This is a genomic window from Pseudomonas sp. 28 E 9 (assembly GCF_900004785.1).
Classification (GTDB): Bacteria; Pseudomonadota; Gammaproteobacteria; order Pseudomonadales; family Pseudomonadaceae; genus Aquipseudomonas; species Aquipseudomonas orientalis_A.
Genome location: NZ_CVTK01000040.1, coordinates 419,534 through 446,380 on the forward strand (window position 1 = coordinate 419,534; position 26,847 = coordinate 446,380).

General features: G+C 61.3%; 25 protein-coding genes, 1 tRNA gene and 1 pseudogene. 13 read left to right on the plus strand and 14 right to left on the minus strand.

The annotated features are described in order from the left end of the window. Positions 1–93: 93 nt before the first annotated feature. The 3 genes and pseudogenes from BFQ00_RS09465 to BFQ00_RS30425 all read left to right on the plus strand — a co-directional run bounded on the left by BFQ00_RS09465 (position 94) and on the right by BFQ00_RS30425 (position 3,825). Positions 94–1,584 (plus strand): MFS transporter, encoded by a 1,491-nt coding sequence (locus tag BFQ00_RS09465; protein WP_065933306.1) that lies wholly within the window; start codon positions 94–96, stop codon positions 1,582–1,584. Between the two features lie 375 nt (positions 1,585–1,959). Next, positions 1,960–2,967 (plus strand): annotated as a pseudogene (locus BFQ00_RS30420) (HAMP domain-containing protein); the annotation flags it as partial. A gap of 102 nt (positions 2,968–3,069) precedes the next feature. Then, positions 3,070–3,825 (plus strand): methyl-accepting chemotaxis protein, encoded by a 756-nt coding sequence (locus tag BFQ00_RS30425; protein WP_371914191.1) that lies wholly within the window; start codon positions 3,070–3,072, stop codon positions 3,823–3,825. Positions 3,826–3,859: 34 nt separating this feature from the next. Here BFQ00_RS30425 and BFQ00_RS09475 read toward each other — a convergent pair whose 3' ends face one another. Beyond that, a complete protein-coding gene (locus tag BFQ00_RS09475; RefSeq protein WP_065933308.1) occupies positions 3,860–4,822 on the minus strand; it encodes a helix-turn-helix domain-containing protein in 963 nt (320 codons plus the stop codon). Between the two features lie 214 nt (positions 4,823–5,036). On the opposite strand from BFQ00_RS09475, the gene BFQ00_RS09480 reads away from it, so the two are divergent. The 3 genes from BFQ00_RS09480 (at position 5,037) to BFQ00_RS09490 (ending at position 8,570) form a co-directional block, all read left to right on the plus strand. Continuing rightward, complete coding sequence (locus BFQ00_RS09480; protein ID WP_065933309.1) at positions 5,037–6,413, plus strand: aspartate aminotransferase family protein; 1,377 nt, start codon at positions 5,037–5,039, stop codon at positions 6,411–6,413. Between the two features lie 42 nt (positions 6,414–6,455). Beyond that, complete coding sequence (locus tag BFQ00_RS09485; RefSeq protein WP_065885606.1) at positions 6,456–7,910, plus strand: aldehyde dehydrogenase family protein; 1,455 nt, start codon at positions 6,456–6,458, stop codon at positions 7,908–7,910. A gap of 96 nt (positions 7,911–8,006) precedes the next feature. Then, a complete protein-coding gene (locus BFQ00_RS09490) occupies positions 8,007–8,570 on the plus strand; it encodes a cytochrome b (protein ID WP_065885604.1) in 564 nt (187 codons plus the stop codon). Positions 8,571–8,774: 204 nt separating this feature from the next. Here the strand turns inward: BFQ00_RS09490 and BFQ00_RS09495 are convergent, their stop codons facing one another. From BFQ00_RS09495 to BFQ00_RS09510, 4 genes are all read right to left on the minus strand, one after another. After that, positions 8,775–9,056 carry a hypothetical protein gene (locus BFQ00_RS09495; protein ID WP_065933310.1) on the minus strand — a complete coding sequence of 94 codons (282 nt, stop codon included), beginning with the start codon at positions 9,054–9,056 and terminating at the stop codon, positions 8,775–8,777. A gap of 80 nt (positions 9,057–9,136) precedes the next feature. Further along, positions 9,137–9,715, minus strand: coding sequence for a hypothetical protein (locus tag BFQ00_RS09500; protein WP_065933311.1), 579 nt, complete (start codon positions 9,713–9,715; stop codon positions 9,137–9,139). Between the two features lie 284 nt (positions 9,716–9,999). Further along, positions 10,000–10,215, minus strand: coding sequence for a hypothetical protein (locus tag BFQ00_RS09505; protein ID WP_065933312.1), 216 nt, complete (start codon positions 10,213–10,215; stop codon positions 10,000–10,002). A gap of 340 nt (positions 10,216–10,555) precedes the next feature. Beyond that, on the minus strand, positions 10,556–11,014 hold the full coding sequence (locus BFQ00_RS09510; protein WP_057722310.1) for an Hsp20 family protein: 459 nt from the start codon (positions 11,012–11,014) through the stop codon (positions 10,556–10,558). Positions 11,015–11,242: 228 nt separating this feature from the next. On the opposite strand from BFQ00_RS09510, the gene BFQ00_RS09515 reads away from it, so the two are divergent. Further along, a complete protein-coding gene (locus tag BFQ00_RS09515; RefSeq protein WP_065885594.1) occupies positions 11,243–11,650 on the plus strand; it encodes a hypothetical protein in 408 nt (135 codons plus the stop codon). Between the two features lie 89 nt (positions 11,651–11,739). Here the strand turns inward: BFQ00_RS09515 and treS are convergent, their stop codons facing one another. Together treS and BFQ00_RS09525 are read right to left on the minus strand one after the other, a co-directional pair. Next, positions 11,740–13,803, minus strand: a complete 2,064-nt coding sequence (gene treS, locus BFQ00_RS09520) for a maltose alpha-D-glucosyltransferase (RefSeq protein WP_065891964.1) — start codon at positions 13,801–13,803, stop codon at positions 11,740–11,742. 1,103 nt (positions 13,804–14,906) lie between these two features. Next, positions 14,907–15,668, minus strand: coding sequence for an AraC family transcriptional regulator (locus BFQ00_RS09525; protein WP_065933400.1), 762 nt, complete (start codon positions 15,666–15,668; stop codon positions 14,907–14,909). A gap of 270 nt (positions 15,669–15,938) precedes the next feature. Between BFQ00_RS09525 and BFQ00_RS09530 the strand changes: the two genes are divergently transcribed. The 3 genes from BFQ00_RS09530 (at position 15,939) to BFQ00_RS09540 (ending at position 19,166) form a co-directional block, all read left to right on the plus strand. After that, positions 15,939–16,865, plus strand: a complete 927-nt coding sequence (locus tag BFQ00_RS09530; RefSeq protein WP_065933313.1) for a 4-hydroxyproline epimerase — start codon at positions 15,939–15,941, stop codon at positions 16,863–16,865. 37 nt (positions 16,866–16,902) lie between these two features. Further along, on the plus strand, positions 16,903–17,850 hold the full coding sequence (locus tag BFQ00_RS09535; protein ID WP_065933314.1) for a dihydrodipicolinate synthase family protein: 948 nt from the start codon (positions 16,903–16,905) through the stop codon (positions 17,848–17,850). Positions 17,851–17,918: 68 nt separating this feature from the next. Continuing rightward, positions 17,919–19,166: an NAD(P)/FAD-dependent oxidoreductase gene (locus BFQ00_RS09540; protein ID WP_065933315.1), complete on the plus strand. Its 1,248-nt coding sequence runs from the start codon at positions 17,919–17,921 to the stop codon at positions 19,164–19,166. Positions 19,167–19,174: 8 nt separating this feature from the next. Here BFQ00_RS09540 and BFQ00_RS09545 read toward each other — a convergent pair whose 3' ends face one another. Beyond that, the gene (locus BFQ00_RS09545; protein WP_065933316.1) at positions 19,175–20,092 is read right to left on the minus strand and encodes an ADP-ribosylglycohydrolase family protein; all 918 of its coding nucleotides are present in this window, start codon (positions 20,090–20,092) and stop codon (positions 19,175–19,177) included. Between the two features lie 32 nt (positions 20,093–20,124). Further along, positions 20,125–21,108 carry a GlxA family transcriptional regulator gene (locus BFQ00_RS09550; protein WP_065933401.1) on the minus strand — a complete coding sequence of 328 codons (984 nt, stop codon included), beginning with the start codon at positions 21,106–21,108 and terminating at the stop codon, positions 20,125–20,127. 222 nt (positions 21,109–21,330) lie between these two features. On the opposite strand from BFQ00_RS09550, the gene BFQ00_RS29985 reads away from it, so the two are divergent. Continuing rightward, on the plus strand, positions 21,331–21,462 hold the full coding sequence (locus BFQ00_RS29985) for a hypothetical protein (RefSeq protein WP_256095203.1): 132 nt from the start codon (positions 21,331–21,333) through the stop codon (positions 21,460–21,462). Positions 21,463–21,470: 8 nt separating this feature from the next. On the opposite strand, the gene BFQ00_RS09555 is transcribed toward BFQ00_RS29985, so the two are convergent. Next, positions 21,471–22,079: a LysE family translocator gene (locus tag BFQ00_RS09555; RefSeq protein WP_065885584.1), complete on the minus strand. Its 609-nt coding sequence runs from the start codon at positions 22,077–22,079 to the stop codon at positions 21,471–21,473. A gap of 227 nt (positions 22,080–22,306) precedes the next feature. Between BFQ00_RS09555 and BFQ00_RS09560 the strand changes: the two genes are divergently transcribed. Continuing rightward, positions 22,307–22,564: a hypothetical protein gene (locus BFQ00_RS09560; protein WP_065893264.1), complete on the plus strand. Its 258-nt coding sequence runs from the start codon at positions 22,307–22,309 to the stop codon at positions 22,562–22,564. 28 nt (positions 22,565–22,592) lie between these two features. Here BFQ00_RS09560 and BFQ00_RS29620 read toward each other — a convergent pair whose 3' ends face one another. From BFQ00_RS29620 to BFQ00_RS09575, 4 genes are all read right to left on the minus strand, one after another. After that, entirely contained in the window at positions 22,593–22,760 is a 168-nt protein-coding gene (locus tag BFQ00_RS29620) for a hypothetical protein (RefSeq protein WP_163001627.1), read from the minus strand. 250 nt (positions 22,761–23,010) lie between these two features. Further along, complete coding sequence (locus tag BFQ00_RS09565; RefSeq protein WP_065885580.1) at positions 23,011–23,208, minus strand: hypothetical protein; 198 nt, start codon at positions 23,206–23,208, stop codon at positions 23,011–23,013. Positions 23,209–23,639: 431 nt separating this feature from the next. After that, a tRNA-Cys gene (locus BFQ00_RS09570) sits at positions 23,640–23,713 on the minus strand. Between the two features lie 233 nt (positions 23,714–23,946). After that, positions 23,947–26,226: a bifunctional acylase PvdQ gene (locus tag BFQ00_RS09575; protein WP_065933317.1), complete on the minus strand. Its 2,280-nt coding sequence runs from the start codon at positions 26,224–26,226 to the stop codon at positions 23,947–23,949. 235 nt (positions 26,227–26,461) lie between these two features. On the opposite strand from BFQ00_RS09575, the gene BFQ00_RS09580 reads away from it, so the two are divergent. Beyond that, positions 26,462–26,842, plus strand: coding sequence for a fe2+ zn2+ uptake regulation protein (locus BFQ00_RS09580; RefSeq protein WP_065885577.1), 381 nt, complete (start codon positions 26,462–26,464; stop codon positions 26,840–26,842). Positions 26,843–26,847 lie beyond the last annotated feature (5 nt).

Sequence of the window (26,847 nt, forward strand, 5' to 3'; positions counted from 1 at the left end):
GGCAATGCCCCGACCGTCACGGCCGATTTGGGATAACGGTGCCCTTCTGCATTCAGGCATGCTAGGTCCAGCCCTCTTTTACGGACGCCAGCCATGCCCTTTACCGACTCCAAACGTCGCTGGCTGATACTTGCCATCATTTCCAGCGCGCTGCTGCTTATCGTCATAGACATGACGGTGCTGTACACCGCGCTGCCCACACTCACGCGGGAGCTCAGCGCCACGGCGTCGCAAAAGCTCTGGATCATCAATATCTACGCGCTGATCGCCGCCGGCCTGCTGTTGGGCATGGGCACCCTCGGCGACCGTCTCGGGCACAAACGGCTGTTTATCGGCGGCCTGAGCGTTTTCGGCCTGTTCTCGCTGATCGCTGCGTTCTCGCCATCGGCCAGCGTCTTGATCGTCGCCCGTGGGTTCCTGGCGGTGGGCGCGGCGATGATGATGCCCGCCACATTGGCCCTGGTAAGGTTGACGTTTACCGACCGAGGCGAACAGGCGATGGCGTTCGGCCTATGGGCATCAGTGGCCTCAGGGGGCGCTGCATTCGGACCGGTGGTAGGTGGATTGTTGCTGGAGCATTTCTGGTGGGGTTCGGTATTCCTCATCAACGTGCCAATTGTGCTGTTGGCCTTGCTGCTGGGGGCGCTAGCCATTCCCGATCATCCGGGAAATAGCCAGACACGCTGGGACTGGCTGGGTTCGCTGCAGGTCATGATCGGTTTGATCAGCATAGCTTATGCGGTCAAGGAGCTGGGTAAACGGCAACCCTCCTTCGAGGCCATGCTGATAGCACTGGTCCTGGGCACGCTATTTCTGGCGCTTTTCATTCGACGTCAACGGCGTGCCGATCAGCCGATGCTGGATCTGTCGCTGTTCTCCACGTCTGGCTTCAGAAATGCAGTGATTTCAGCGGTGGTATCAGCCGCCGCCTTGATCGGCATGGAACTGGTCTTCAGCCAACGCCTGCAACTGGTGCTGGGCCTGTCGCCGCTGGAGGCGGCGCTGTTCATCCTGCCGCTGCCGCTGGGTTCGTTCGTCGCCGGGCCGCTTGCCGGGCATTACCTGCCGCGCCTGGGAGAGCAGCGCATGCTGTTCTGGACGCTGCTGCTCTCGGCTGCCGCGATGCTCACCTACTTGCTGGCGCACAACGCCGCAGTGCCAGTGCAGATCGTCAGCCTCGCGCTGCTGGGCCTTACGATGGGCGCCGCGCTGACCGCAGCGTCCAGCACGATCATGCTCAGCGTGCCCGCCGATAAAGCCGGCATGGCCGCCTCCCTTGAGGAAGTCTCCTTTGAACTGGGCGGCGCCGCAGGCGTGACACTGGCGGGCAGCCTGTTATCGGCCATCTACGCCTACTCGGCGAGCCAGACGATTGCGCCATGGCTGGCCCTGAACCCCATGATCTTCGAGAGCCTCGACGATGCGCTGGTGGTCGCCGCGACGCTGGCGCCGGAGGACGCGGCGATGCTGATCGGGTCGGCCCGTTCGGCGTTCGACGCGGGTTTCGTCGCCGTACTGGCCACCTGTGCGGCATTGCTGTTGATGGCAGCGCTGCTGGTCAGGCCACGCAAACGGGTGTCATGAATCAGTGACATCAGCCGATGCAGTGACACATCCAATAAAAAGTCGGTGGTGCCACACCAACCGATGATCGATCAACACGCGGTTTACCAGTGAGATAGCCCAATGCTCGACGCCCTTTCCATCCGTTTGAAATTCGTCCTCTTGTCGGGTTTGTGCCTGCTTGGCGTGATCGGTCTGATCGTCGGCATGAATCTCTACCAGGGCAACCAGAACAACCAGTTGATCAGCACCTCGAGCAGTACGATGCTGACTGAAAGCGGCAAGACCCTGCTGCTGGCCAGGGCGGCGGAACAGGCGAAGAACCTGCAGGGCGAATTCGCCCGCAGCGGGCAGATCATCAGCGCTTTTTCCGACCAGGCGGCCGGCTTGCGCACCATGGCCGCCCAGCGCGGGTTGGCGGCTGCGACATTGCGTGAAGAACTTAACCTGGCGCTCAAGACCACGTTCGAACGCAATCCCGAGATCCTCGGGCTTTGGCTGGTGTACGAACCTGATGCACTGGATGGCAAAGACAGTGAGTTCGTCAACGACGCCGCACGCGCCGCCAACGAGAACGGACGCTTTGCCAGCGCCTGGAATCGCGGCGCGGGTCAAGCGATGAATATTCTGATCCCCGAAAGCGATTTGCAGAAGACCGAGTTGAGCATCAGCGGCACGCCCTACAACAGTTGGTACACCTGCCCGCGAGACACGCGGCGCACATGCCTGATGGCCCCCTATGCCGACACCCAGGCCGGGCAGGTTCAACTGATGACCACGCTGTCGATGCCCCTGATCGCCGATGGCAAGGTGATCGGCACCCTTGGGGTCGACCTCGCGCTCGGCGCCCTGCAAGCTGCCGCGAGCGATGCCCAGCGCACCCTGTTCAACGGTTCAGGGCGCATGCTGATCGTTTCCGACAGTGGCGTACTTGCCGCCTACAGCGCGGATGCGAGCCAGGTCGGCAAAAACATCGGCGTTCCGTTGAAGGATGAGGGCAAGGCCGTGCTTGCGGCATTGACGCAACAAAAACCGGTGGTGCTGGCCGGTGATGCGCTGATTCGCGCTGTGTACCCCGTTGCACCCATCGCCGAAGCGCCGGCGTGGGGAGTGGCCATCGACCTGCCCAAGGATGTCTTGCTGGCGGACTCGATGAAGCTGCAGACCTTGCTTGACCAGACGCAAACCCGGGACACCCTGGAGTCGCTGTTGGTCGCCGTCGGTGCGGGGCTGCTGGGCTTGCTGCTCATCTGGTTCACCGCCTCCGGTGTGACACGCCCGATCAACAGCGTCGCTCGGATGCTCAAGGCAATTGCCAGCGGCGACGGCGACCTGACCCAGCGGCTGGATTACCGCAAGAAAGATGAACTGGGCGAACTGGTGAACTGGTTCAACCGGTTTCTCGACAAACTGCAACCCACCATTGCGCAGCTCAAGCAAAGCATCATCGCTGCGCGCGGCACCGCCGACCAGTCGTCGCACATCGCGCGCCAGACCAGCGAAGGGATGCAGGTGCAATTTCGCGAGATCGATCAACTGGCAACCGCGTCCAACGAAATGAGCGCCACGGCCCACGAAGTCGCCAACAGCGCGTCAAACGCAGCGATGGCGGCCCGGGGCGCAGACCAGGCGTCCAGGGAAGGCATCACCATCATCGAGCGCAGCACCCGTGACATCAACGCGCTGGCCAGCGAAGTCAGCAAGGCCGTGACCGAAGTCGAAGCCCTGGCGGTCAACAGCGAACAGATCGGCTCGGTGCTGGAAGTGATTCGCAGCATCGCCGAGCAGACCAACCTGCTCGCCCTCAACGCCGCGATCGAGGCCGCGCGGGCCGGCGAAAGCGGCCGAGGTTTTGCGGTGGTGGCCGACGAAGTACGCAACCTTGCCAAGCGTACCCAGGATTCGGTAGAGGAAATTCGCCTGGTGATCGAGCGCATCCAGACCAGCACACGTGGCGTGGTGGCAACCATGCATTCAAGCCAGACTCAGGCCCAGAGCAACGCCAGCCAGATCCATCAGGCGGTGGAGGCACTCGGTAAAATCAGCGATGCGGTGACGGTGATCAATGACATGAACCTGCAGATCGCGAGCGCGGCAGAAGAGCAGAGCGCCGTGGCTGAAGAGGTTAATCGCAATGTCTCGACCATTCGCGGTGTCACCGAGACATTGACTGAACAGGCGGGCGAGTCGGCGCAGATCAGCAGCCAGCTCAACGAACGGGCCAATCAGCAAATGAAGCTGATGGATCAGTTCCGCGCTTAACCCGTGGCGTGCCGTTGCGCCACCGTGTAGGCCATCACGCGCGCGCGCAGACGGGGATGGCGGCGCGGACGGTATGGGACGGTAACTCTGCGAACAGTGCCTGGTACTCCTCGGCAAAATGACTGAGGTGGTAGAAGCCCCACTGGGCGGCGGCATCACCGATGGAGAGACGGGACGCAAGGGTACACATGAGGGTTCGACGCACGCCATTGAGCCGGACCGAGCGCAAGTAGTTCAGCGGCGTGGTCTCGGCTACCGAGCGGAAGCTGTTCTGCACGGTGCGCCGACTCACCTGCAGGCGTTGGCACAACTCGTTGACGCTGGGCACATCGATTCTTTCGGCGGTCGCCAGTCGGTGGCATTTCTCGACAATGAAGCTGCGCGTGGAACTGGGGCTGCGTTGGAGCTTGTCGCAGGCCGGGTCGGTGAGCAATTGCAACAACTCACCGAGCAACGCCCGCTCCAGCCCCTGCTCGCCCGCGCTGTCGAGTTCCTCGCCGACCTCCGCCAGGGAGAGCACGGCGAGCAATCCAAGCCGAGCCTGGGCGAAGCGTTGCGCAGACACCCGTATCACGGGTTGGCGCAGCAACCGACTGATCTCACTGGCCGACGCCGTTTGCTCCAGTACCTGCTCGAACCACTCGCGTTCGAAGGTGACGGACAGCAGCTCCATGCCCATCGGCATATGGAACATGAACTCCTCGCCCCCCTGCAGAAAGAACAGGCTGCTGTCATCGACTTCGCGACCCTGCATGCGCGTCGAACCCGGCACGCTGATCGGCACGGCAAAGCACATCTTGCCTCGCGGTGCCACACCGCGCTGCACTACCCGCTGGTTGATCTGCTCGCGAAACACGTGGCAACGCGCAGTGGTCAGCTGCATCAACGAACTCTCGGCCGGACCGGCCGTCAACTGGCTGTAATCCTGGCTCCACTCCTGGACATTGGCCGCATGGACGTGGATATCGCGAAAATGGCTTATATGATGATTTTTCATAATGTGCGAAAAGCCTCTGCCAATTTTTGTTTTTATCTCAAGCTACCTTGCAATATTCGCACATAGATCAATTACCGCGAAATTTCTTCTCAAATAGGGCCTTGGGCGGGACCTGCCGATGGACCGATTCATCATTTGCCGATTCGGGCTAACGGACAGGCGCACTCCATGAGAATGATCCACATACTGAAACCGACATTCCAGAGAGTGCGTCATGATTGAGTCCAAACTAGAACCCCTGCATTTCGCGGATGCCCCGCACATTATTTCCAGCACCCTGCCCGGCCCGCTGACCCGCGAAGCGCTGGCGTTGTCGGCGAGTACCGAATCGATGGCGCGCGGCGGCGGCCGTATGCCTATTGCCATGGACCGCGCGTTCGGCGCGACCTTCAAGGACCCCGACGGCAACACCTACATCGACCTTTCCGCAGGCGTGGGCGTCAGCAGCGTCGGCCGCTGTCACCCGCAGGTGGTGAAAGCCATTCGCGAACAGTCCGAAGTGCTGATGCATGCCCTGGAAATCAACAGCACCCGCCGCACCGAACTGGCCGCCAAGATGTCCGAGATCGCGCCCGATGGCTTGCGCGGTGACTGCATCACGTTCTTCACCCAAAGCGGCAGCGATGCGCTGGAAGCGGCCATCAAGTTTGCCAAACGCATCACCGGGCGCCACCAGATCCTCGCCTTCCACGGCGGCTATCACGGCGTGTGGAACGCCTCCGGCGCGCTGACCACCGGCACGGCCTACCGCAAGGGCTACGGGCCGATGATGGGCGGCGTGATTCACGCACCCTACCCCTACGCCTACCGTTTCCCCTTCGACACCACGCAAAAAAGTGCCGAGCAGATTGCCGGCGACTACGTGGATTACCTGCTGAACAGCCCTTACACCGCCGCCGATGACGTGGCCGCCGTGATTGTGGAACCGGTGCAGGGCGAAGGCGGCTACGTGCCGCCCTCCCCCGAATTCCTGCAACTGTTGCGCAAGGCCTGCGACCGCGCCGGCGCGTTGCTGATCGTTGACGAAGTCCAGTCCGGTGCGGGCCGCACCGGCAAGATGTGGGCGGTCGAGCACTCCGGCGTCAAACCCGACATGCTCACCTTCGGCAAGGGTATTGGCAGCGACCTGCCGATGGCCGGGCTGATCATGCGCTCGGACCTCGCCGCGCAGATTCCCGACGGTTCGATGCCCAATACCTTCGCCGCCAACTCGCTGTCTGCGGCCGTGGCGTTGACCAATATCAGCATCCTGCAGGACCCGGAACTCGGCCTGCTCGATCGCGCCCACACCCTGGGCCTGGAAGCGCAGGAACGTATCCGCGGGTTCAACAGCCCGTTCGTCGGCGAAGTTCGCGGTCGCGGCCTGATGATCGGTATCGAGTTGGTTGAAGACGCCGCCACCAAGACGCCGCTCGAAGGCGCCAAAATCGGCCAGCTCATGGGCTACCTGATGAACCACGGGGTACTGATGATTCCCTGCGGGCGTTACAGCAACGTGATGCGTGTGATGCCTTCGCTGACGATCACGCGCGAGCTGTTCTTCAAGGCGTTGGACATTTTCGGCGATGCCCTGGCCTCCCTCAAGGCCTGAGTGCGTCATCTCCAACCCCTCCCATCACGCATGGACACCCACATGACCGAGCACCTGAAACACTTTATCCAGGGCGCGCCCTGCGACGCCAGCGACGGAGCGCGCATCCCTCTCATCAACCCCGTGACCGAGCAGGTGTACGGCAGTTGCGCAAGTGGCACCGCCGACGATGTCGACCGTGCCGTGGCGGCGGCGCGCGCCCAACTGGAAGGTGGCGCCTGGAGCCAGCTTGACGGCGCCCAGCGCGGTCGGCTGTTATCCAAACTCGCCGACCTGGTGGAGCGCGACAGCGAATCACTGGCCGACATGGACGCCGACGCCATCGGCCGCTCACCGCTCGAACCGCGCCGGATGGACCTGCCCAACGCCATCGCAAACCTGCGCGCGGCCGCCGGCTGGGCCAACCAGCTTGAAGGGCGCACCATTCCCACCGGCGGATACTTCGGTCGCAAGACCCTCTCGTACACCGTCCGCGAGCCCGTGGGCGTGGTGGGCGCGATTGTGCCGTGGAACTCACCGCTGATGATCACCGTGTGGAAGCTCGCCGCATTGCTGGCGGCAGGCTGTACCGTGGTGATCAAGCCCTCGGAAGAAACCCCGCAATCGGCCCTGCACCTGGCGGCGCTGGCGCAGGAAGCGGGATTTCCCGACGGCGTGATCAACGTGGTGACCGGTTACGGTGCGCAGGTGGGTCGGGCCCTGTGCGAACACCCGGATGTGGCCAAGATCAGTTTCACCGGCAGCCCCGAGGCCGGGCGTGAGATCCAGCGCACCGCGGGTGTGCTGTTCAAGCGCGTGGCCCTGGAACTGGGCGGCAAGAGCCCGCAGATTGTGTTCGACGATGCGCCCTTCGACGACGCCTTGTTCGGCTGCACACTGGGCTTGTTCGTCAACCAGGGGCAGATCTGTGCCGCCGGCTCGCGCATCCTGGTCCAGCGCAGCCTCGCCGAGCGCTTCGCGGCCGCCCTGGCCGAGGCCGCTCGCTCGATCAAGGTCGGCGACCCTCGCCAGCCTGACATCCAGATGGGGCCGGTGGCCAAGAAAGCGCAGTTTGATCGCGTCAACCGTTACATCCAGCTGGGTATCGACCAAGGCGCCTCGCTGCTGGCCGGCGGCGTATCCACCCCTGACCAGGGCTGGTTCGTGCGTCCGACGATTTTCGCCAATGCCCGCAATGACATGGCGATCGCCCAGGACGAGATCTTCGGCCCTGTCGGCACGGTGATCACCTTCGACAGCGAAGAAGAGGCCGTGGCACTGGCTAACGACTCCGCCTACGGCCTGGCCGCCACGGTGTGGACCACCGACCTTGCGCGCGCGCACCGCGTGGCTGCAGCGGTAAAGGCCGGCGCCATCGGCGTCAACTGCTGGAGCCCGCTGGACGCCAACCTGCCGTGGGGCGGCGTCAAGGCCAGCGGCATCGGCCGCGAAGGCGGGATCAGCGGCGCGCTGGCCTACACCGAGGAGAAAGTGATCACCGTGCTGCTGCCTGCCTAGAACAGTCACTGCACCTGCCACCCTCTCGACCCTGGTCGCAGAGGGTGGGATTCAGCCGTGCGTTTCGACGCCTTGATGATCAATGAAGAGACTGCGATGAACAACCAAACACAAACGGCAATCGATCGGTATCCCGTGTCCCTGCGCATCCTGCACTGGGTGCGTGCCGTCGTCATAGCCGGGCTGCTCTGGGCCGGCTGGCACATGACCGGGCTTGATGATGAAGTCGTGAGTAAATTCACCCTCTACTACCCGTGGCACAAATCGTTCGGCGTGCTGGCGTTTCTGCTGGTGCTGGTACAGATCGCCCTGCGTGTTCGCACCCCGGCCCTTCCGCAGCCACCGCTCACCCTGGCGGCGCATGAGCGATTCCTCTCACGGTTCGTACAACGCTCCATGTACGTACTGATCGTGGCCGTGCCGCTGATGGGGTACTCGATGTCGAGCACCTTCACCATGAGCGACGGCGTGTTCTTTTTCGGCGTGAACCTGCCGGAGCTGCTGCCGAAGAATGACAATTGGTTTGTGGTGTTCCAATGGCTGCACAAAGTCCTGGCCTATACCTTGCTGGTCCTGATCGTGCTGCATATCGCGGGCGCGCTCAAACACCGTTTGTTCGACCGCGACCCTCGCAACGACGTACTGCGCCGCATGCTGTGAGCGGATACATCCCGGGCACGCGCAGGATGCGTCGGCGATAACCTCGGCAGTTGTACCCAAGACGAAAGCCGCACTTACTGCGGCTTCTGTCGTTGGCCTGTCAGCGGCGCGCAGTGGCGTGGCCAGCGTCCAAGGGGATGTCAGGCGCGTCTTGAACACGCTGTAACCCCCTGACTCAGGGCGGTAATAAAAGCCGGCTCACCTTCAGTTCGGCAACTGAGTCAGCCACGACCTGATGATTGAAATAGCGACGTCATACATGTCAGCACTGTCTTCTTCAGAGGGAGGCCGTACGTAATCGGGATCAATTTTTACCAACACATCGTCATACAGTCCGTCTATAAGTTCCTGAGTTCTATATTTATCCCTGGCTCGCATTTCGTCCAGCTTGGATTTGAAGTGCGTCAAGGCGGCGGCATTCTGGCTCTTGATACTCGCATCCCATTCTTCTTCATAATCAACGTAAGGTGGAGGATCGACACTCATATAAAAATCCTTTTAAATAGCGGACCGTAACAACATCCTCCGAAGCAGACGGTATGGCGCTGCTCCGGAAGAAGCACGCGTTAGAACCAGTGGGAGATCCAGTTGACGACAGAATTAAAAGTGTTCGCAATCTTTTCCCAAATTTGCTTTAGATAGTTCAATATATTTCTTGCAACGTCCATAAAGAAGTTCGAAATTTCGTTAAGAAGGCTGTTGAAGAATTGGCCAACCATATCCATGGTTCCTACAACCGCATCCCCTTTTGACGGGTCCTTCTCGACTATTTCTATGGCTTCGTCATACATTTTGTCGATGCGCTGATTGGCGTTCTGCTTATCGCGATCTCGTAGCTTATTAAGTTCATTTGTATAACCAGCAGTGTCTTTATCCCCACTTTTTTCAAAAGACGTTGTTGCATTACTTATGCCGGTTTTGGAGTCGCCAGCCTGATCGTCACCTGCCTTTTCGGCAGATTGTTGCAAAGCGCGAATTTGCGGATCATTTGAGGCGCCCTTTGTGGAAACTCTATTTACATAAAGCGCCTGAAGTGCTGGTGTAGAGGGTGTGACCGAGCCCGCAGCGGTTCCTTGCGCGCGGTTTTTGTGGTGAGCACGCATTTCATTCAACAGCACGACGTAGTCTTGAGAAGATTTAGACATTTGACACTCCTTGACGAATGAGCAGCCAAGATCGACTGCCGAGCAATCCCTATTGGCGCCACTGCCTAGTGACGCTACGAATAATGTAATTCAAAAATTCATTCTCGCCAGTCGTTAGAGCTTTTTTTTAAAAACCTGAAGGCGATAAGAAAGTAACCACAGACCGTGCAGTTAGTTCTCGGAAAGCGCGTGCCGGTCGGGCTGCATTGCTCACAACCAACATGCATCCAGACCAAAAAAACCCGGCGCTTGGCCGGGTTATCAGGGACATGCTGTGCGACGAACTACTTCGCACCGTCATTGTTACGGTCGGTCTGGGCGTCCTGATCCGATCCGGGATTGCCCGGCGGGGGGTTCCAATCTTCCGGCTTCTCGCCTGTGCCCTGCTTGGGCTCGGATTCAGCTTGCTCCAGGCCTGACGCGTGACCTTCGCCCAGGTCGGGCACTTGTTTTTCCGGTCCGGGATAGGGCGCTGCGGGACCGTTATTGTCATCGACCATAAATCACCTCTATTTCACTAGCGCGGTTGCGCACAGGGCTAAGTGGGCTGTTCAGACAGAACGTGAGAGTGCCCTTCAGCACGCGCCCGGCGGGATACCGTCCTTGTTGAAATCCTTCAGTCGCTCACGCTCCTCTTCGGTGGAGTGCGCCGGTGTTTGCTCTTCGGGTTCCTTGGGCTTTTCTTCGGTCATGGCTGATTCCTCCAGGTTGTAGAGTTTCGGCACTCTGCGGTGCAGGCAGTTCAAAATGAATGGTCGCGCAGGCTGCGACCGTGTGGCGGCGACTCTGCGCGCATACAAAAAAGGCGCTCCGAAGAGCGCCTTTCTACCGCCGATTGCCTTACTGCAAACTGACCTGACGCAGCTCGGGCTTGGCCTCGCCACCGATCATGATGCGCTTGGGTTTGGCCTCTTCAGGCACCTCGCGCAGCAGGTCGATGCTCAGCAGCCCGTTGTTCAAGGCCGCGCCGCGCACTTCGATGTGGTCCGCCAGGCGGAACGATAACCGGAAAGCACGCTGGGCGATGCCCTGGTGCAGGTAAGCGACCTTCTCGTCGGTTTCGCGTTTGCCGCCGGAAACCGTCAATACACCTCGTTCGACCTGGATATCCAGATCCTCCTCGGTCAGGCCAGCCACTGCGATGACAATACGGTAGGCGTCATCACCGTGCTTTTCCACGTTGTGAGGTGGATAGGAATTCGGAGCCTCGCTGCGCAGCGCCGACTCGAACAGGTCATTGAAGCGATCAAAGCCCACCGATTGACGGAACAGTGGGGCCAACGAAAGGGTAGTAGCCATTTTAAAATCTCCTGAGTTTCTCCAAGTGATTTAGGACGCGACCCGCATTCGGCATCGCGTGATCAAAAATTTATGGACGCGCAAAAGGATTTCAAGGGGGCGGAAAAAAATTTTTCTTGGCTGATATCGCTCTCGCAGGAACGGCGGCGCGCGCGCTTGTGCTCTAATCTCAACACAGGCGTGCTTTACCCCGTGAGCGCCTGAGACAGCCCTTGAGGTACAAGAAAAATGAAAATGACTCTACCAGCCCTGGCATTGGGCATCCTGATCTCCCAAGGCGCGTCGGCCGCCGGAGATGGCACCGCCGCCCTGGGCGGTGGCGTCGGCGGCGTACTGGGCAATGTCGTGGGTGGGCAGCTCGGTGGCTCCACCGGTGCGGCCATCGGCGCCGGTGTAGGGGGTGCGACCGGCGGCGCGGTGGGCGCGCGCAAAGGCAATCGAGCGGAAGCGGCACTGGGCGGCGGCGTTGGCGCTGCGGGTGGTTCAGTGATCGGCAATCACCTGGGCGGCAGCACCGGTTCGGCTATCGGCGCAGGCCTGGGTGGCGCCGCCGGCGGCGCGGTGGGCAACAACCTGGGCGGCGACGGCGGCAAACACAAAGGCAACAAGCATAAGCACAAGAACAGGCACCGCTGATCCTCCGACGCTGTCCCGACAGCACACTCGCCGGGTTGAACGACGTTAAAGCGTTCAACCCGGCGTGTAAGAGGCTGCCCCCACTCCCGTTACATCGGCGTACTGCTCACCACCCGCAAGGCCAGCCCTTCATAGGCATCCAGCGTAATCGTGAACGTGCCCTCCTCCGTCAGATCCCCTTCCACCCGCTCATTGATGATGTCCACCACCGGCCCTGGTGCAATGTTGGGCAGGTGCAGGGATTCGGTGATAGGCGTGGCGCCGAAGTTCAGCGCAGTGATCTGCGTACCCTTGCCTGCCGGCAACTCATGCACCATGACCAGCAGGCCGGGGTGCTCGACATCCGGAATCAGGATCTGGCGACTGGCGGCAATGTCGTAGGCACGGCGCACGCCGAGGATCTTCTGCAACTGCGAGGCAAAAGAGTCCGGGTCCTGCAGCTGGCTGTTCAAGCTGCCATACAGGCTTCTGGAACGCGGCATCTGCCCGGCCGACAGCTCGGCGTCGGGGTTAAGGTCGACCAGGTCGTAGGCGCCGCGATGAATCCAGCGCGTGTCGCCATCGGCCATCAAATGCCCGACCTCTTCGGCGGCCAATGGCAGCGCACCCACCAGGTCCCAACCGGACAGCGCAAACACCCCCGGCTGCATGGCGTTGTACATCACCAGCAGCAAATGGATCTGGCGAATCTGCTGCACGTCGGCCGCGGTGATCGCGTCCAGATCGCGAATGCCGAGGGCTGCGGTGATGATGCTGGCGGTGGTGCAGGACACGCCATTGGTGACGAACTTGAGGTTATACGGCGCGTGCTCGCCGGTCAGGCGTTCATACATCTGCTCGCGGATATGCTCGCGCAGGATGTTGCCGGGAAAGGTCTGGCCCTGGAACAGAAAGGTGTCATGGGCATGCAGGGTCCAGAAGTGCACCAGTTCCAGGGTCAGTTCGTCGTGGTTTTGCAGCGCGTGGATCAGCGAACCAGGGTCGATGCCGAGGCTGTGCATCTGGCGCAGCATCAGGCGCAGGAACTCGGCGTCGCCCATCAGCAACGCATGCTGGTAGGCCGGCCGGGTGATGAAGTCATAGGACAGGTCGGCGCCGCCGTGGGACATGGAGGCGATATCGTCGACGGTGAGGTTGAGTTCCTGGAAGCTGAAACCACCGGCCTTGCGGATAGCACCGCCGAGCAACTGGTTGCCGGTGATCGACAGCGGATGGCTTTCCGACCACGCACTGCCGTCGAGCTTGCGTTCCACGCCGAGGAAGCCGTTGGCGTCCAGGCGCAGAATCTTGGCGCCCATGACATCGATGGCGTGCAGTGCGTCGCCGATGATCATCTGCTGGGCGGCGAATGACGGATCGAGCCAGTTCAGCGACGGCTGCCCTTCCTTGAAGTAATGCAGGTACACCCAGCGTCGCGGCTTGCCGTCGACCCCCATCACCACGGGCGTGGCGCTCCAGTCGGTTTCCTTGACGCCGGGCTCGAAGAAAATCACCCGTTGCAATTGGCCGACGATGTAGTGCTTGTCGCGCAGTGCATCCACCTGCGGCGGGCTGAGATTCTGCGCGTCGCGGCCCTCGGCGACGTCCGGCAGCAGCGGCCAGTCTTCTTCACGGATTTCGACCATGTGATACAGGCCCGGATAGTCTTCATAGGCCATTTCCGCCAGGCGAAAATCCGCGCCCTTGCCGGTGTGGGACGGAATCACGTCGTCGATGATCACCGCGTTGTGCGCGGCGGCCATGCGTGTCAGCGCCTGCAACTGCGCCTCGGTGCCCAGTTGCGGGTCAATGTCGAAGCTGATGCGGTCGAAATTACCGTCGATGGTCGGGGTGTGTCGGGTGCCGGACAAACCGCCGGACTTCTTCAGCGGCCCGTTGTGAATGCCCTGGATGCCGATTTTCGACAACGCATGCCACAGGCTTTCGTCGCCCAGCGCCTCCAGCACCGTGCCGTCTTCGCGGGTCACGATCGACGCCGGATACGCCGTGAACCATACCGACGACAGGGCTGAAGCGTCACGCGGGCGGGTGTGTGCGAAGGGTTGCTGCCACATGCGCCCCTGCCCCGAATAGAGCTTGGCGCGCTGACGCGCCGCGTTCAGCATGGACTGTTGCACCAGCCAATTCACATGATCGTTGTCCGCCGCCGTCATAAGCCTGATACCTGTGGTGGTTAAAGGTGATTCGTAAGCATAGGAGCGACGGCGGGGGCGATTCGTTGCATCGGGATGCAGATCCCTGTCCAAATGTGGGATCGACACAAGATACCGGTCGGCTCGAAGGCCGCCGCGCTTTTGCTTTTGATCTGCTTTTGATCTCAGGCGCCCCGTTAAACCACGCTGGCCGAACGCAGGCTTGAATCCGTGGGCCGCCGTCAGGGCGGAACCCTAAGTGGCCGTTACCGCAGAAACGGATATGTACTCGGTCCAATCCAACATTCTGGCCGGCCCTGAGGCCGTCATCGGGGGCAAGCCCCCTCCCACATTTGCACCGGGATCGACACAAGATACCGGTCGGCTCTAAGGCCGCCGCGCTTTTGCGTTTGATCTGCTTTTGATCTCAGGCACCCCGTTAAACCACGCTGGCCGAACGCAGGCTTGAATCCGTGCGCCGCCGTCAGGGCGGAACCCTAAGCAGCCGTTACCGCAGAAATGGATATGTACTCGGTCCAATCCAACATTCTGGTCGGCCCTGAGGCCGTCATCGGGGGCAAGCCCCCTCCCACATTTGCACCGGGATCGACACAAGATTACCGGTCGGCTCTAAGGCCGCCGCGCTTTTGCTTTTGATCTTAGGCGCCCCGTTAAACCACGCTGGCCGAACGCAGGCTTGAATCCGTGGGCAACCCGGCAGGACGCCGGGTTAGCCGCACTGGGCCATGGATGGCCCATTGCGGCGGCCCACGGATTCAAGCCGGAGAGAGGGCACACCGAGCCCAGGCGAGGTGCCGAGTGGTGGGGTAAGAGCGTTTTGCTTACTTTTGCGCTTTTCAAAAGTGAGCCGCTGTAAAAGCGGAACCCTAAGTGGCCGTTGCCGCAGGAACAGATATGTACTCGGTCCAATCCAGCATCCTGGTCAGCCCTGAGGCCGTCATCGGGAGCAAGCCCCCTCCCACATTTGGGCCAGGATCGACACAAAATCCCGGTCGGCTCTGAGGCCGTCATCGGGGCATGCCCCCTCCCGCATTTTGATCGGGATCGACACAACATCCTGGTCGGCCCTGAGGCCGTCATCGGGGGCAGGATCCCTGCCACACCTATTGGGTGGCCTGCCGATATTGCCTGGGCGTAAACCCGGTCGACGCCTTGAACTGTCGAGTAAACGCACTGTGGTCGGTATAGCCGCACTGCAAGGCGACCTCGGTAATCGGCAGGTCGGTGTGCAGCAATCGGTGAGCATGCTCCAGCCGCACCTTCTGGATCATTTGCCGAGGCGTAAGGTGGAACACACGCTTGCAGTAGCGCTCCAACTGCGCCACGGAGATACCGGCAATGCGCGTCAGTTCACCGAGGGTGATACGGCGGTTGAAGTGAGCGCGGATATGTTCGTCCACCGCCGCCAGGCGTTGGTAGGCAGGGTGGGTCTGGCTGGCCGACTGCAGGTCAAGCGAAATGCCGGCCAGGCCGATGATCGCGCCGCCAGCGTTATACAGCGGCCATTTGTGCGTCAGGCACCAGCCCGGTTCGCGGCTGCCGTAAAGGTGCAGCTCAAGCTGGTCCTCCAGCACCAGCCCCTGCTGCAGCACACGCCGGTCCTGCTCGGTATAGCCCGGCCCCAGTTGCGCCGGGAATACTTCGGCGCTGGTCTTGCCCAGCAGCGGCTGCAGTTGCCGCAGGCCGCAGCGCTGCACCAGGGTGCGGTTGGCGAGCACGTAGCGGGCCTCGATGTCCTTGATGAAAAACGTCGCGTTGGGGATCACGTCCAGCAACGGCAACAGCTGCGCCGCGCCTGTCAGCAACTGCTCGATGCTGTGGGGGCGACTGCCCTGCAAGAGACTCGTAAACACGTGCTGCACCATGATCTTCATCGCCCGTTTCCGACCCCGACGCCGAGCAGATTGCCCCATGCCCGGGACCCTGTCGAGCGCTGAAAACTGTGCTGAATTCGTCATCCATCCCGATGCAAACCATCAATCGTCGCCCGCTTAGGGGGTTCACGATAGCGCCACTGCCTACCTGGTGCGCCTGGAAAGCGACGACGATAAAAGCGAAGCCGTCAGTGACGATCACTACAGCACCCCACCCTCTTTAGCCACTCACTCTGCGGCCACTCACTGATGGAGCCTTGCATGAAACGCCTGCACGTTATCGACTCCCACACCGGCGGCGAACCCACACGCCTGATCATGAATGGCTTTCCTGCGCTGACCGGCGACACCATTGCCGCTCAACTCGACGACCTGCGCAGCCACCATGATCAATGGCGCCGCGCCTGCCTGCTGGAACCGCGCGGCAACGACGTGCTGGTGGGGGCGCTGTATTGCGCGCCGGTCACCCCGGGCGCGACCTGCGGCGTGATCTTCTTCAACAACGCGGGTTATCTGGGCATGTGCGGCCACGGCACCCTCGGCCTGGTCGCCTCGTTGCACTACCTGGGGCTGATCGAGCCGGGCGTGCACACCCTCGACACCCCGGTGGGCCCGGTGGCGGCCACGCTGCACGCCGACGGCGCGGTGACCCTGCGCAACGTGCCCGCCTATCGCTATCGCCGGCACGTCTCAGTGCAGGTGCCCGGCCACGGCGCGGTCGTGGGAGATATCGCCTGGGGCGGCAACTGGTTTTTCCTGGTGTCCGACCACGGCCAGGCGCTGCAGATGAGCAACGTCGATGCCCTCACCGACTACACCTGGGCCATGCTCAAGGCCCTTGAAGCCCAGGGCATCTACGGCGAAGACGGCGCGCTGATCGACCACATCGAACTGTTCGCCGACGACACCGAGGCCGACAGCCGCAACTTCGTGATGTGCCCCGGCAAGGCCTATGACCGCTCCCCCTGCGGCACCGGCACCAGCGCCAAGCTCGCCTGCCTGGCGGCCGACGGCAAACTCGGCCCCGGTGAGCCCTGGGTCCAGGCCAGCATCACCGGCAGCCAATTCCGGGCCCGCTATGAATGGGACGGCGAGCGCGTACGCCCGTTCATCACCGGCCGCGCCCACATGACCGCCGACAGCATCTTGCTGATCGACGAACAGGACCCGTTTGCCTGGGGCATTTGAGCCCTTCCCCCCTACTCAATATCAAGGAGTCAGCACCATGAGCGACAACATCTTCTCCGGCTGCATGCCCGCCCTGATGACGCCGTGCACCCCCGCGCGCACACCCGACTTCGACGCCCTGGTGGCCAAGGGTCGCGAACTGATCGATATCGGCATGAGCGCCGTGGTGTATTGCGGTTCCATGGGCGATTGGCCGCTGCTCACCGAAGCCGAGCGCCAGGAAGGCGTGGCGCGCCTGGTGGCCGCCGGCGTACCGACCATCGTCGGCACCGGAGCGGTCAACAGCCGTGAGGCCGTGTCTCACGCGGCGCATGCGGCCAGGGTCGGCGCGCATGGCTTGATGGTGATTCCGCGCGTGCTGTCCCGTGGCGCTTCGGCCACCGCACAAAAGGCCCACTTCGCGGCGATCCTCAAGGCAGCGCCCAACCTGCCGGCGGTGATCTACAACAGCCCGTACTACGGTTTCGCCACCCGCGCCGAGCTGTTCTTCGAACTGCGCCGCGAACACCCGAACCTGATCGGCTTCAAGGAATTCGGCGGCGCCACCGACCTGCGCTATGCGGCGGAAAACATTACCTCCCAGGACGACGACGTGACCCTGATGGTGGGTGTCGATACCCAGGTGGTGCACGGGTTTGTCAATTGCAACGCCACCGGCGCCATCACCGGCATCGGCAACGCGCTGCCCCGTGAAGTGCTGCAACTGGTGGCGCTGAGCAAGCTGGCCGCCACGGGCGATGCCAAGGCCCGGCGCCAGGCCCGCGAGCTGGAAGCCGCGCTGGCGGTGCTGTCCTCGTTCGACGAAGGCTGCGACCTGGTGCTGTATTACAAGCACTTGATGGTGCTCAACGGTGACCAGGGCTATGCCCTGCACTTCAACGAAACCGATGGACTCAGCGCCGCTCAACGCCGCTATGCCGAGCAGCAGTACGCGCTGTTCCGCCAGTGGTACGCCAACTGGTCGGCCGAGCAGAACATCGCTTGATTTTCTGTCGGCGCGGGCGTGCTGTGGCGAGTCATCTGCTGGTCAACAGCCGAAGAGAGGCATAAGCGATGACCAATCCCCATTCAGCCGACATCGTCGTGGTCGGCGCCGGCATCATCGGCGTTGCCTGCGCCTTGCAACTGGCGCGACAAGGACGGCAGGTGCTGGTGATCGACGCGCAGGCGCCGGGCATGGGCGCTTCCTATGGCAATGCCGGACACCTGGCCACCGAGCAGGTCTTTCCCATCGCCGACTTGTCGATCCTCAAGCGCCTGCCGGCCATGTTGCTCGATCCTTTGGGCCCGCTGCGCCTGGACTGGACCTACCTGCCCCGCGCCCTGCCCTGGTTCATGCGCCTGCTGTTGAACCTGCGGCCGATACGCTATCAGCGCACTGTCGCAGGCCTTTGCGCGTTGAATGAAGCCAGCCTCGCCGCGTGGCAGCGCTTGTTGGGTTCTATCGGGCAACCGCAGTTGCTGCGCGAAGACGGTTCGCTGCTGGTGTTTGAGCGCGCCGAATCCCGTGCGGCGCTGGATGCCTTGCACCAACGGATGCAGCAGCAAGGCGTGCCGGTGGCGTTCTGGTCGGCGCAAGCGGTGCGCACAGCGGCGCCGCAGTTGAGCGAGGCGATACAGGGGGGGTTGTTTTTTCCGCGCACCGGTCATTTTCTCGACCCGTACGCAGTGGTCGGCGAGTTGGTGAACGCGGCCAGGGCCCTGGGTGTGACCTTTCTGCAACAGCGCGTCGTGGATGGCCGCGTGGAAAATGACGGTGTGTCATTGATGACGGATCACAGCGTGGTCACCGCGCGCCAGGTCCTGATCGCCTGCGGCGCCCACTCGGCCCGTCTCACCGCCACCCTCACCGGCAAGCGCGTGCCGCTGGACACCGAGCGCGGCTATCACCTGATGCTGCCCCACGAACACCAGCGCCTGCCCTTCGCCGTCACCTCACTGGAGCGCAAATTCATCATGACCCCCATGGCCGACGGCCTGCGCCTGGCCGGCACCGTGGAATTCGCCGGCCTGGAACGTCCGGCCAATATGCAGCGAGCGTGGCAGTTGCACCGCTTGAGCAACGGCCTGTTCCGCCAGCCGCTGAACGCAGCCGACGCCACGCCATGGATGGGCTTTCGGCCCTCCCTGCCCGACTCGCTGCCGATCATCGACCGGGTGTGCGACGGCAAGGTGCTGCTCGCGTTCGGTCATCAGCACCTGGGATTGACCCAGGCGGCGGTGACGGCGGAAAAAATCGCTCAGTTGGCAAGCGGTGAAGCAGTGCCTGGGATGCAGGCGTATCGAATGGCGCGGTTTTGATAAAGCGCTTAACCGGATTGATTCGAGGAGGCGGCAAATAACGCATCGGCGGTCTCCTGGATATCGTCGCGCAGGCAGAGCTTGTCCAGCCAACCGATGGGAATCCCATGGACACCATAATGTGCACCGGCCAACTGCCCCACGATAGCGGCGGTCGTGTCGGCGTCGTCACCCAGGTTGGCCGCAGCGAGTACCGCTTCGGCAAAACTGGCGGTGTGTTCGAAACACCAGAACGCCGCTTCCAGCGAGGCAACGGCATAACCTGACCCTTTGATGTCTGCCTGGGCCTTGTCGCGATACTCGCCACGCGCAATCGCCATGACCTTGGGCGCCGACAACGCAGTATCCACCAAGCGCAACACTTCATGCTTGGGCACACCGCACAAGGCGTTGCCGATGGCCTCGGCCAGCAACAGGCAGCATTCGATAGCCTCTTGGGCGGCGTGTGTGGTACGCGAACTGAGCGCGCTGAATCGGCGGATGTTTTCCAGGTCGGGAAAGTAAAACAGCACCACAGGCGCGAGTCGCATCATCGAACCGTTGCCGGCCGAATATGGGTCGGTAGAACCGGAAAACGCCTCGCCAGTGGTCTCAAATGCCGCCAGTGCTTCACGAACGGTCATGCCGATATCAAAGCATTCACCGGTTGAACTCAAGTAGCCCCACTTCCACCAGTTCAGATAACGTCCCATCTGATCGGCTGCGTCAAAACCACCCTTGCGCAACAGGCTCTCGGCCAGGCAAAGCGCCATGGAAGTGTCATCAGTCCACTGGCCGGGCTGAAGGTTGAACGGCCCGCCGCCGACCATATCGGTGACGGGCGAAAAGGTGCCCCGAGGCATGAACTCGACCGTGGTGCCTACCGCGTCGCCACAGGCCAGCCCAAGCAAGCTGCCGCGATAACGATCCAAAAGCGTGGTGTCCATCAACCCTCCCTGAGAAAACATTGCCCCCCCTACTATTTGACCAAACGCTTTTCTTTAGAGGGGCGATAGCCGAAATACGCGCTGTAGCACTTGCTGAAGTGACTCGGTGACACAAAACCGCAGGCCACCAGCACGTCCACCTGCGACAGCTCGGTGTGCTGCAACAGGCGCCGCGCTTCGGTCACGCGCAACTCCATGTAGTAGCGCTGCGGCGTGGTGCCCAGTTGCTCCTTGAACAGGCGCTCCAACTGGCGGCGCGAGCGGCCGGCGTAGACGGCGAGCTGGTCGAGTTCAAGCGGTTCTTCCAGGTTGGCGTCCATCAGCTTGAGCACTTCGCGCAGCGGTGCGCTGACACAGACGTTTTCGGTCGGTTTGATGCGTCGGTAGCGCGACTCCTCGAAGGCGAGGATGTCTTCGATGCCTTCGACCAACGCCTTGCCGTGCAGGCTCTTGATCCAGTCCAGCGCCATATGGAAGGCACCCGAGGGGCTGGAAGCGGTGAGGCGGTCGCGGTCGATCACATAGGGCTCGCTGGTGACCTGCGCGGCCTTGCACACCTCCGCCAGCGCCGGACGATGCTCCGGGTGAATGGCGCAACGGTAGCCCTGCAACAACCCGGCGCGGCCGAGAAACCATGAGCCGTTCCACAGGCCGGCAAGCCCTACACCCTGTTCGGCAGCGGCGCGCAGGATATGGATGAAGTCTTCACTGGCCTTGAGTTCGGTGCGAAATCCACCACAGATCACCAGCAGGTCCAAATCCTGCAATACCGACGGTTCCAGGCGCGCGTCGGGACGGATGACCAGGCCGAGGTCACTGATAATCTCGCGCTCGTCCCACCCGAACGTGCGCGTCGCGAACAGCTCGGGGCGCAGCAGGTTGGCGGTGACCAGCGTGTCGAGGGTCTGGGTGAAGGCAGGCAGCGAGAAGTGTTCGAGCAGCAGGAAGCCGATACGGGTGACCGCTGCCGTCTGCTGGGGATTGTCATTGAGGTAGCGCAGGTTCTTACCCTTCATGCCACCGCTGAACTGGCGTCTTTCCATCGAGGGTTGGCCCACTCTTATTGTTGATGCAGTGGGCGCTATCTTAGGGGCAAACGCGGTGGCTGTCTCACTCCCGGCGGCTGATCAGCAAAAACCTGTAGCGCCTGAAACCTGCGATCCAGGCGCCGGCGCGCCATCTGATACGGTTTTTTCCGCGCCATCTGCCTCTGTATCGAAAACCGTCCGAAGCGGACAATGGCGCCATCCGACATTCCTGTCGTCCCCCTTCCCTTTGGAGGCCTTATGACCAAGATGGCTATTTTCCTGTTCGGTTTTCTGGTGTTGACCATCGGCATCGGCATGCTGGCGACCATTTCGCCGGTCTAGTGGGGCTGTCACCCGACAAAAAGCATCGGATACAACGACAGCACCAGCAACCCTGCCATGGTCCAGTTGAATGCCCGCAACCAGCGCGGCTCGCGCAAGACACTGCGCAAGCCGCTGCCGCAGCCGACCCACACGCACACACTCGGCAGGTTGACCACGGCAAACACCAGCGCAATCACCAGCACATTGGTCACGTAACCCTCGGCCGGCGTGTAGGTGGTGATCGCGCCCAGTGCCATGATCCACGCCTTGGGGTTGACCCACTGGAACGCCGCCGCGCCGAGAAAGGTCATCGGCTTGCCCTGTTCGTCATCGCTGTCCGCCATGCCGCCGGCGTTGGCGATCTTCCAGGCCAGGTACAGCAGGTAGGCAGCACCGACATAACGAAGCAGCGTGTATGCCCAGGGGAACAGCTTGAACACTTCGCCCAGGCCCAGCCCCACGCAAATCACCAGCACCATGAACCCGATGCTGATACCCAGCGCATGGGGCATCGAACGGCGAAAGCCGAAATTCACGCCGGAGGCCAGCAACATGGTGTTGTTGGGCCCGGGGGTGATCGAAGACACGAAAGCGAACAGCACAAAGGCTGACAGGAGACTGGTGGACATGAACATGGCGCGGCATCCAAGCGGGGGGTGATGTCCTGCGACAGTAGAGGGTTGCGCAGTTTATCGCCCCATACAGCTGGCGTTGGATCGAGGAATACACTTTGATGACATGGGTTTCACGAAGCTTTCACAGACGCAGGCCTAAGGTTATCCCAGCTCCTACATGAACACCTTTTAGCCCGCTCCCCCATCGCGGGCTTTTCTTTGCCTGTGATTTTTCCCGGATAAACAGGGTGAACGCTGTGATAGACGATCTCGGCGGTCCCAGAACCGCACAACAAGCACTGTTCTACGACCTTGAAGATGCCGGCGCCGTGATCGGCTGGTCGGTGGTTGAACTGAAGGCCCTGGCGGCCAGCGGCAAGGCGGGCGATCAAGCGGCGCTGCTCACCAAAGTGTGCGCCCTGCTGGCCGTCCAGCAGAAACGTCTTGAAGCCTACGCACATGAAGTCAAAGAGCAGCGAATCAATCGGTCTGAAGCGGCTGGCTGAGACCAGCCGCATCGCTGCATCGGGTTGATCAGCGGTGTTGCGTTGAATGCTGACCGCCATCAGCATGTTGTTTTTTTACACGCTTTCGCGCCCTGAGTTCGTATTGGTGGTGGACAAACCAGATCACCAGAAGCAGAGCCGTCACGCCGAAAACCAGGGTTAAAAGCTCTAGCGCAGTACCTTCGTGTGCAAACATTTTTCGTTCCTCATCCTGAAGCCGTGTGACCGGAAAACAGTCGCACCGAAATTGTTTGTAACAATACAAACAATTTCAGGGTAATCGGCTGAGGCGTCCGTGACAACCGTTTAAAGGCTGGAACCCTTGATCCAGACACGTCATTCGTCGAAAACCACGGACTCGGGGTTTGAAAAAACGATGGCCGGGTCGTTCTGCACCGCAAAAAAAAAACCGGCGCCAGGCCGGGTTCATCAGTTTGAATCAATCACTAATTATCCGGATGCTCACTCGCCACTGAATCGGCCGCATCCACATCCGACATATCCTCCTCCAGCGGCGCGTCATCGTCCGGCGGCAGTGGAATATTGTCCTCATCACGCTTAGGGTCGTGACCGGTTTCGTTATCGGTATTGCGAGTCACATCCTGTTGAGACAGGTTCCCCGGGGCATTTTCGTTGATATGCATGCTGGTTCTCCGTTCCTACGCTCGGGATATCCGCGCTTGGTATTCAGAGACGGCATGGCAGGCAGAGTGCCGGGTGGCAGACGAATGGTGATCTCCATGTGGGAGGGGGCTTGCCCCCGATAGCGGCGTGTCCGTCAATATAGGTATTTCTGACCCACTGCTATTGAGGCCAAACCCTAATTGTAGGAGCGAGCTTGCTCGCGAAAAACTCACAGGCACCGCGTTCATTCAGGAAGCACGCGTTATCGTTGACGTTTTTCGCGAGCAAGAGCTAGGCGCACCCCCTCGCTCCTACAGACGGAGGTGTACGCTTGAATGACTGGCATCAGGGCTTCGATTTTCTCAGTCCTGATCCTTGAGCGGATGAGACTTCCACTTTTTCACAGACAATAAAAAACCCCGTAGACGCTAATCTACGGGGTTTTCAAGAGTGGAGGCCGAGGTCGGAATCGAACCGGCGTAGGCGGATTTGCAATCCGCTGCATAACCATTTTGCTACTCGGCCTCAAACGATCAATGCCTGTGTTGCCGGCACTCATCGCATACAAACTTGAGTGGGCTCTGTGAAGCGCGCCTCTACTCTCTAACTGATCCAACACACCTAACTCATTGAATACATTAAAGTTTTTAATGCTTCATTGCGTTCGATGGGCGCCATTATGTACTTATTTGCTTTTGCCCGCAACCCCTTGATTTCAAAAATATTTCGCATTGGCATCAAGGGGTTGCGTGGCCGCCCTACTCCTTCACGCGTTGCGCCTGGTACTGCGGGTCGGCCTTGATCTGGGCTTCGGTGAACGGCAGTGGGCGCAGCTGTTTCTCGGAGAAGGCCTGGGTCTGGTCCACGGCGTATTTTGAGTCAGGATTGCTGGATTCGGAGAACGCCAGTACGCCTACCGCCTGGGGGCCTTTGTCGTCGAAGCTGACGATTTGCAGATAGCTGGTGCCGCTGACGACTTCGCGTTTGCCGTCGGCGCGGGGTACGGTTTGCATGGCGTTGTAGATGCCCAGTTCCTGCGGGCCGCCATGCATGGGGGTTTGCCCGGAGACCTGGAGGTCGCCCCAGCGTTTCACACCGAGTTTGTCGACGGCGGCGCTGGAAGCAAGCATGGCTTCGCGCAGGGCCTTGGCCACGGGTGCGCGGTCGATGGCGAGGCCACTCGGGGTGGTCAGCGGGTGGGCCGGGTCGAAAGCGACGCGCCAGGCATCGGGAATCTGCTGCAGGTGTTCCACCAAGTTGATGAAGTGCACCAGGCCCGGGCCGCTGTCGAGGTTGGCGCGCTGGTCCCAGGTTTTCAGGCTGGTGCACAGTGACTCAAGCGCGGCGGCATCGTTGCCCAGGTGCTTGGCGCAGAACGCCAACAGGTCTGGCATGACTTGCCCCGCCAGGTACACCTCGTTGTCCATGACCATGCTTTGCAGGGCGCTGACGGTAATCGGCTGTTTCTCCAGGGATTGCAGGCGTTGCAGGGCAAAACGTGCACGGGGCCCCAGGCCGATGTTGTCCTGGCTGATCACCGGGGAGAAGCCGGTGAGCGGCGCCTTGGGGTTGGCCATCCAGGCCGAATCGTTGGAGTGCTGCACGTAGTCGCTGCGTTGCAGCTGCGGCAATTGGGCGGCCGGGAAGATGCCCGCTTGTGCGGCGCGAGGGTCGATGTCCCAGGCGCAGGCGCTGCGACTGCCGTTGAGCATGATCATTTGCAGGCCGGCGCGCGGGTCGCTGCATTGCGCAAGCTTGGCGGCACTGACGTTGGGCACTACCGACAGGTTCATGTACAGGCTCTGGCCCTGGTCATCGGCGGCCAGGGTGTTGACCCACGGGATGCCTTGCAGGGTATGCACCGAGGTTTGCAGCGCCTGGAGGCTGTCGGCGCGGTTCATCGCGTACCACTGTTGCAGCACGCGGTCGTTGCCGAGGTTGGCGTCGCGCAGGCTGTAGGCGTAGTGATTGTCCCAGTCCAGCTTGCCGGGCCATTGCACCACGGGGCCGAACTGCGAACTGTAGACCGTATGGGTGACATCCTTGAGGCTGCCATCGGCCTGTTTGGCCTGCACGGTCAGCGTGGTTTTATCCAGGGGCAAGGACTTGCCATCGAGCAGGTAGCGGGTGGAATCCTTGGGGTCGAGGGTCAGGCGGTACAGGGTGAAATGCTTGGAAGTGTCCACCGTGTGCGTCCATGCCACGTGCTGGTTGAAGCCGATATTTACCACCGGCAGGCCGGGCAGCGCCGCGCCCATTACATCCAGCTGGCCGGGAATGGTCAGGTGCATCTGGTAAAAACGCATGCCGCCCACCCAGGGGAAATGCGGGTTGGCCAGCAACATGCCACGCCCATTGAAGGAGCGATCCCGGCCGACGGCCACCGCGTTGCTGCCCCGGTCAAGGGTGAAACGCTGTTGATGGGCAGCGGCCAGTTCGAATGCCTTGGCGTCGGGCTGCACGGCGGCCGTGGCCTGGGGAGGTGTCGCGCCAACCAAGGCTTCGGCGAACTGCCCGACGCCCCCTTCCACCAGCAGCCTGCGGGTCAGCTTGACCAGGTCTTCCTTGACCAGTGGACGCACCCACGCCGCCTGACACTGCGCCGGTGCGCCCTGCTCTTTCAGATAACGATTGAAGCCTGCGACATAGCCTTCGATACGCTGGCGGATCTGCGGCGTTTGCGCGCGCCAGAATGCCTCGACCGCATTCGGCGTGTTCAGCCAGGTAAAGAACACGTCGCTGGCGAGGTTGTTGCGCTCTTCCAGGGTGGCCTGCTCGGGGCCGAAGAATCGGGCACGCTGGCCGTTCACCGTAACGATTTCATTGGCCAGCAGGCACAGATTGTCCTGGGCATACGCGTAGCCGATACCGAAACCCAGGCCACGTTCGTCGTTGGCGCGGATATGCGGCAAGCCATAGGTGGTACGCCGAATCTCCGCCGACGCCTGCACCACCTGCTCGCGCGCCGATGCCGCCAGGCTCAACCCCAGCAACATCCCTGCCATGCCTATCCTGGACAACCCATTGGAAATAATCACGCCGACTCCACAGTCAATTGAACACCCTCGATAGGGACAACTACCCCACCGTTAGGACGCAACCCGCCGGGAATAATTTAGCCGCGCGGCAGGTTTATTCCCGGCGTGCACACGGTGACAAACCTGATACCGACAAATTTTCTACAGCTTGCACTTCATGATTTTGCTCGTTCGTTCGTCTTATTGAATAAGAGCACCATCATTTTCCTGATAAGGCTCTGATAAGGAGTTTTGCATGTACAACCCACAAGTGCCCACGGATGGACATTCATCAACCGACGAGGCCGGTTTCGGCAACGGCTCGCAAGGGTTTGACAAAACGCCCGAACAGCAGGGCAACCAGCGCATACGCCATTTGCTCAAGTGTTTCGGTCTGCGCACCAGCCTGATTCGGCTGAAGGTCATCGACGCCCTGATCACCGCTGCCGGCAACCAGCGCACCCTTGGCGTGCGCGGTGTGCACAGCCATTTGCTGGAACTGGGCATCCCGTTGTCGTTTCTCAGCGTGCGCGAGGTGCTCAAGCGCCTGTGCAGCGAGGGCGTGATCACCCTCAATGCCGACAAGAGCTACAGCCTCCACGAAGAGGCTGCCAAAGTGCTCGATGGACGCGTCTGAATCAC

Excerpts from the sequence above, each read along its gene's own strand:
- BFQ00_RS09465 (WP_065933306.1), top strand. The coding sequence starts at position 94 with ATGCCCTTTACCGACTCCAAACGTCGCTGGCTGATACTTGCCATCATT.
- BFQ00_RS30425 (WP_371914191.1), top strand. The coding sequence starts at position 3,070 with ATGCAGGTGCAATTTCGCGAGATCGATCAACTGGCAACCGCGTCCAAC.
- BFQ00_RS09475 (WP_065933308.1), bottom strand. The coding sequence starts at position 4,822 with ATGAAAAATCATCATATAAGCCATTTTCGCGATATCCACGTCCATGCG.
- BFQ00_RS09480 (WP_065933309.1), top strand. The coding sequence starts at position 5,037 with ATGATTGAGTCCAAACTAGAACCCCTGCATTTCGCGGATGCCCCGCAC.
- BFQ00_RS09485 (WP_065885606.1), top strand. The coding sequence starts at position 6,456 with ATGACCGAGCACCTGAAACACTTTATCCAGGGCGCGCCCTGCGACGCC.
- BFQ00_RS09490 (WP_065885604.1), top strand. The coding sequence starts at position 8,007 with ATGAACAACCAAACACAAACGGCAATCGATCGGTATCCCGTGTCCCTG.
- BFQ00_RS09495 (WP_065933310.1), bottom strand. The coding sequence starts at position 9,056 with ATGAGTGTCGATCCTCCACCTTACGTTGATTATGAAGAAGAATGGGAT.
- BFQ00_RS09500 (WP_065933311.1), bottom strand. The coding sequence starts at position 9,715 with ATGTCTAAATCTTCTCAAGACTACGTCGTGCTGTTGAATGAAATGCGT.
- BFQ00_RS09505 (WP_065933312.1), bottom strand. The coding sequence starts at position 10,215 with ATGGTCGATGACAATAACGGTCCCGCAGCGCCCTATCCCGGACCGGAA.
- BFQ00_RS09510 (WP_057722310.1), bottom strand. The coding sequence starts at position 11,014 with ATGGCTACTACCCTTTCGTTGGCCCCACTGTTCCGTCAATCGGTGGGC.
- BFQ00_RS09515 (WP_065885594.1), top strand. The coding sequence starts at position 11,243 with ATGAAAATGACTCTACCAGCCCTGGCATTGGGCATCCTGATCTCCCAA.
- treS (WP_065891964.1), bottom strand. The coding sequence starts at position 13,803 with ATGACGGCGGCGGACAACGATCATGTGAATTGGCTGGTGCAACAGTCC.
- BFQ00_RS09525 (WP_065933400.1), bottom strand. The coding sequence starts at position 15,668 with ATGGTGCAGCACGTGTTTACGAGTCTCTTGCAGGGCAGTCGCCCCCAC.
- BFQ00_RS09530 (WP_065933313.1), top strand. The coding sequence starts at position 15,939 with ATGAAACGCCTGCACGTTATCGACTCCCACACCGGCGGCGAACCCACA.
- BFQ00_RS09535 (WP_065933314.1), top strand. The coding sequence starts at position 16,903 with ATGAGCGACAACATCTTCTCCGGCTGCATGCCCGCCCTGATGACGCCG.
- BFQ00_RS09540 (WP_065933315.1), top strand. The coding sequence starts at position 17,919 with ATGACCAATCCCCATTCAGCCGACATCGTCGTGGTCGGCGCCGGCATC.
- BFQ00_RS09545 (WP_065933316.1), bottom strand. The coding sequence starts at position 20,092 with ATGGACACCACGCTTTTGGATCGTTATCGCGGCAGCTTGCTTGGGCTG.
- BFQ00_RS09550 (WP_065933401.1), bottom strand. The coding sequence starts at position 21,108 with ATGAAGGGTAAGAACCTGCGCTACCTCAATGACAATCCCCAGCAGACG.
- BFQ00_RS29985 (WP_256095203.1), top strand. The coding sequence starts at position 21,331 with ATGGCGCCATCCGACATTCCTGTCGTCCCCCTTCCCTTTGGAGGCCTT.
- BFQ00_RS09555 (WP_065885584.1), bottom strand. The coding sequence starts at position 22,079 with ATGTTCATGTCCACCAGTCTCCTGTCAGCCTTTGTGCTGTTCGCTTTC.
- BFQ00_RS29620 (WP_163001627.1), bottom strand. The coding sequence starts at position 22,760 with ATGTTTGCACACGAAGGTACTGCGCTAGAGCTTTTAACCCTGGTTTTC.
- BFQ00_RS09565 (WP_065885580.1), bottom strand. The coding sequence starts at position 23,208 with ATGCATATCAACGAAAATGCCCCGGGGAACCTGTCTCAACAGGATGTG.
- BFQ00_RS09580 (WP_065885577.1), top strand. The coding sequence starts at position 26,462 with ATGTACAACCCACAAGTGCCCACGGATGGACATTCATCAACCGACGAG.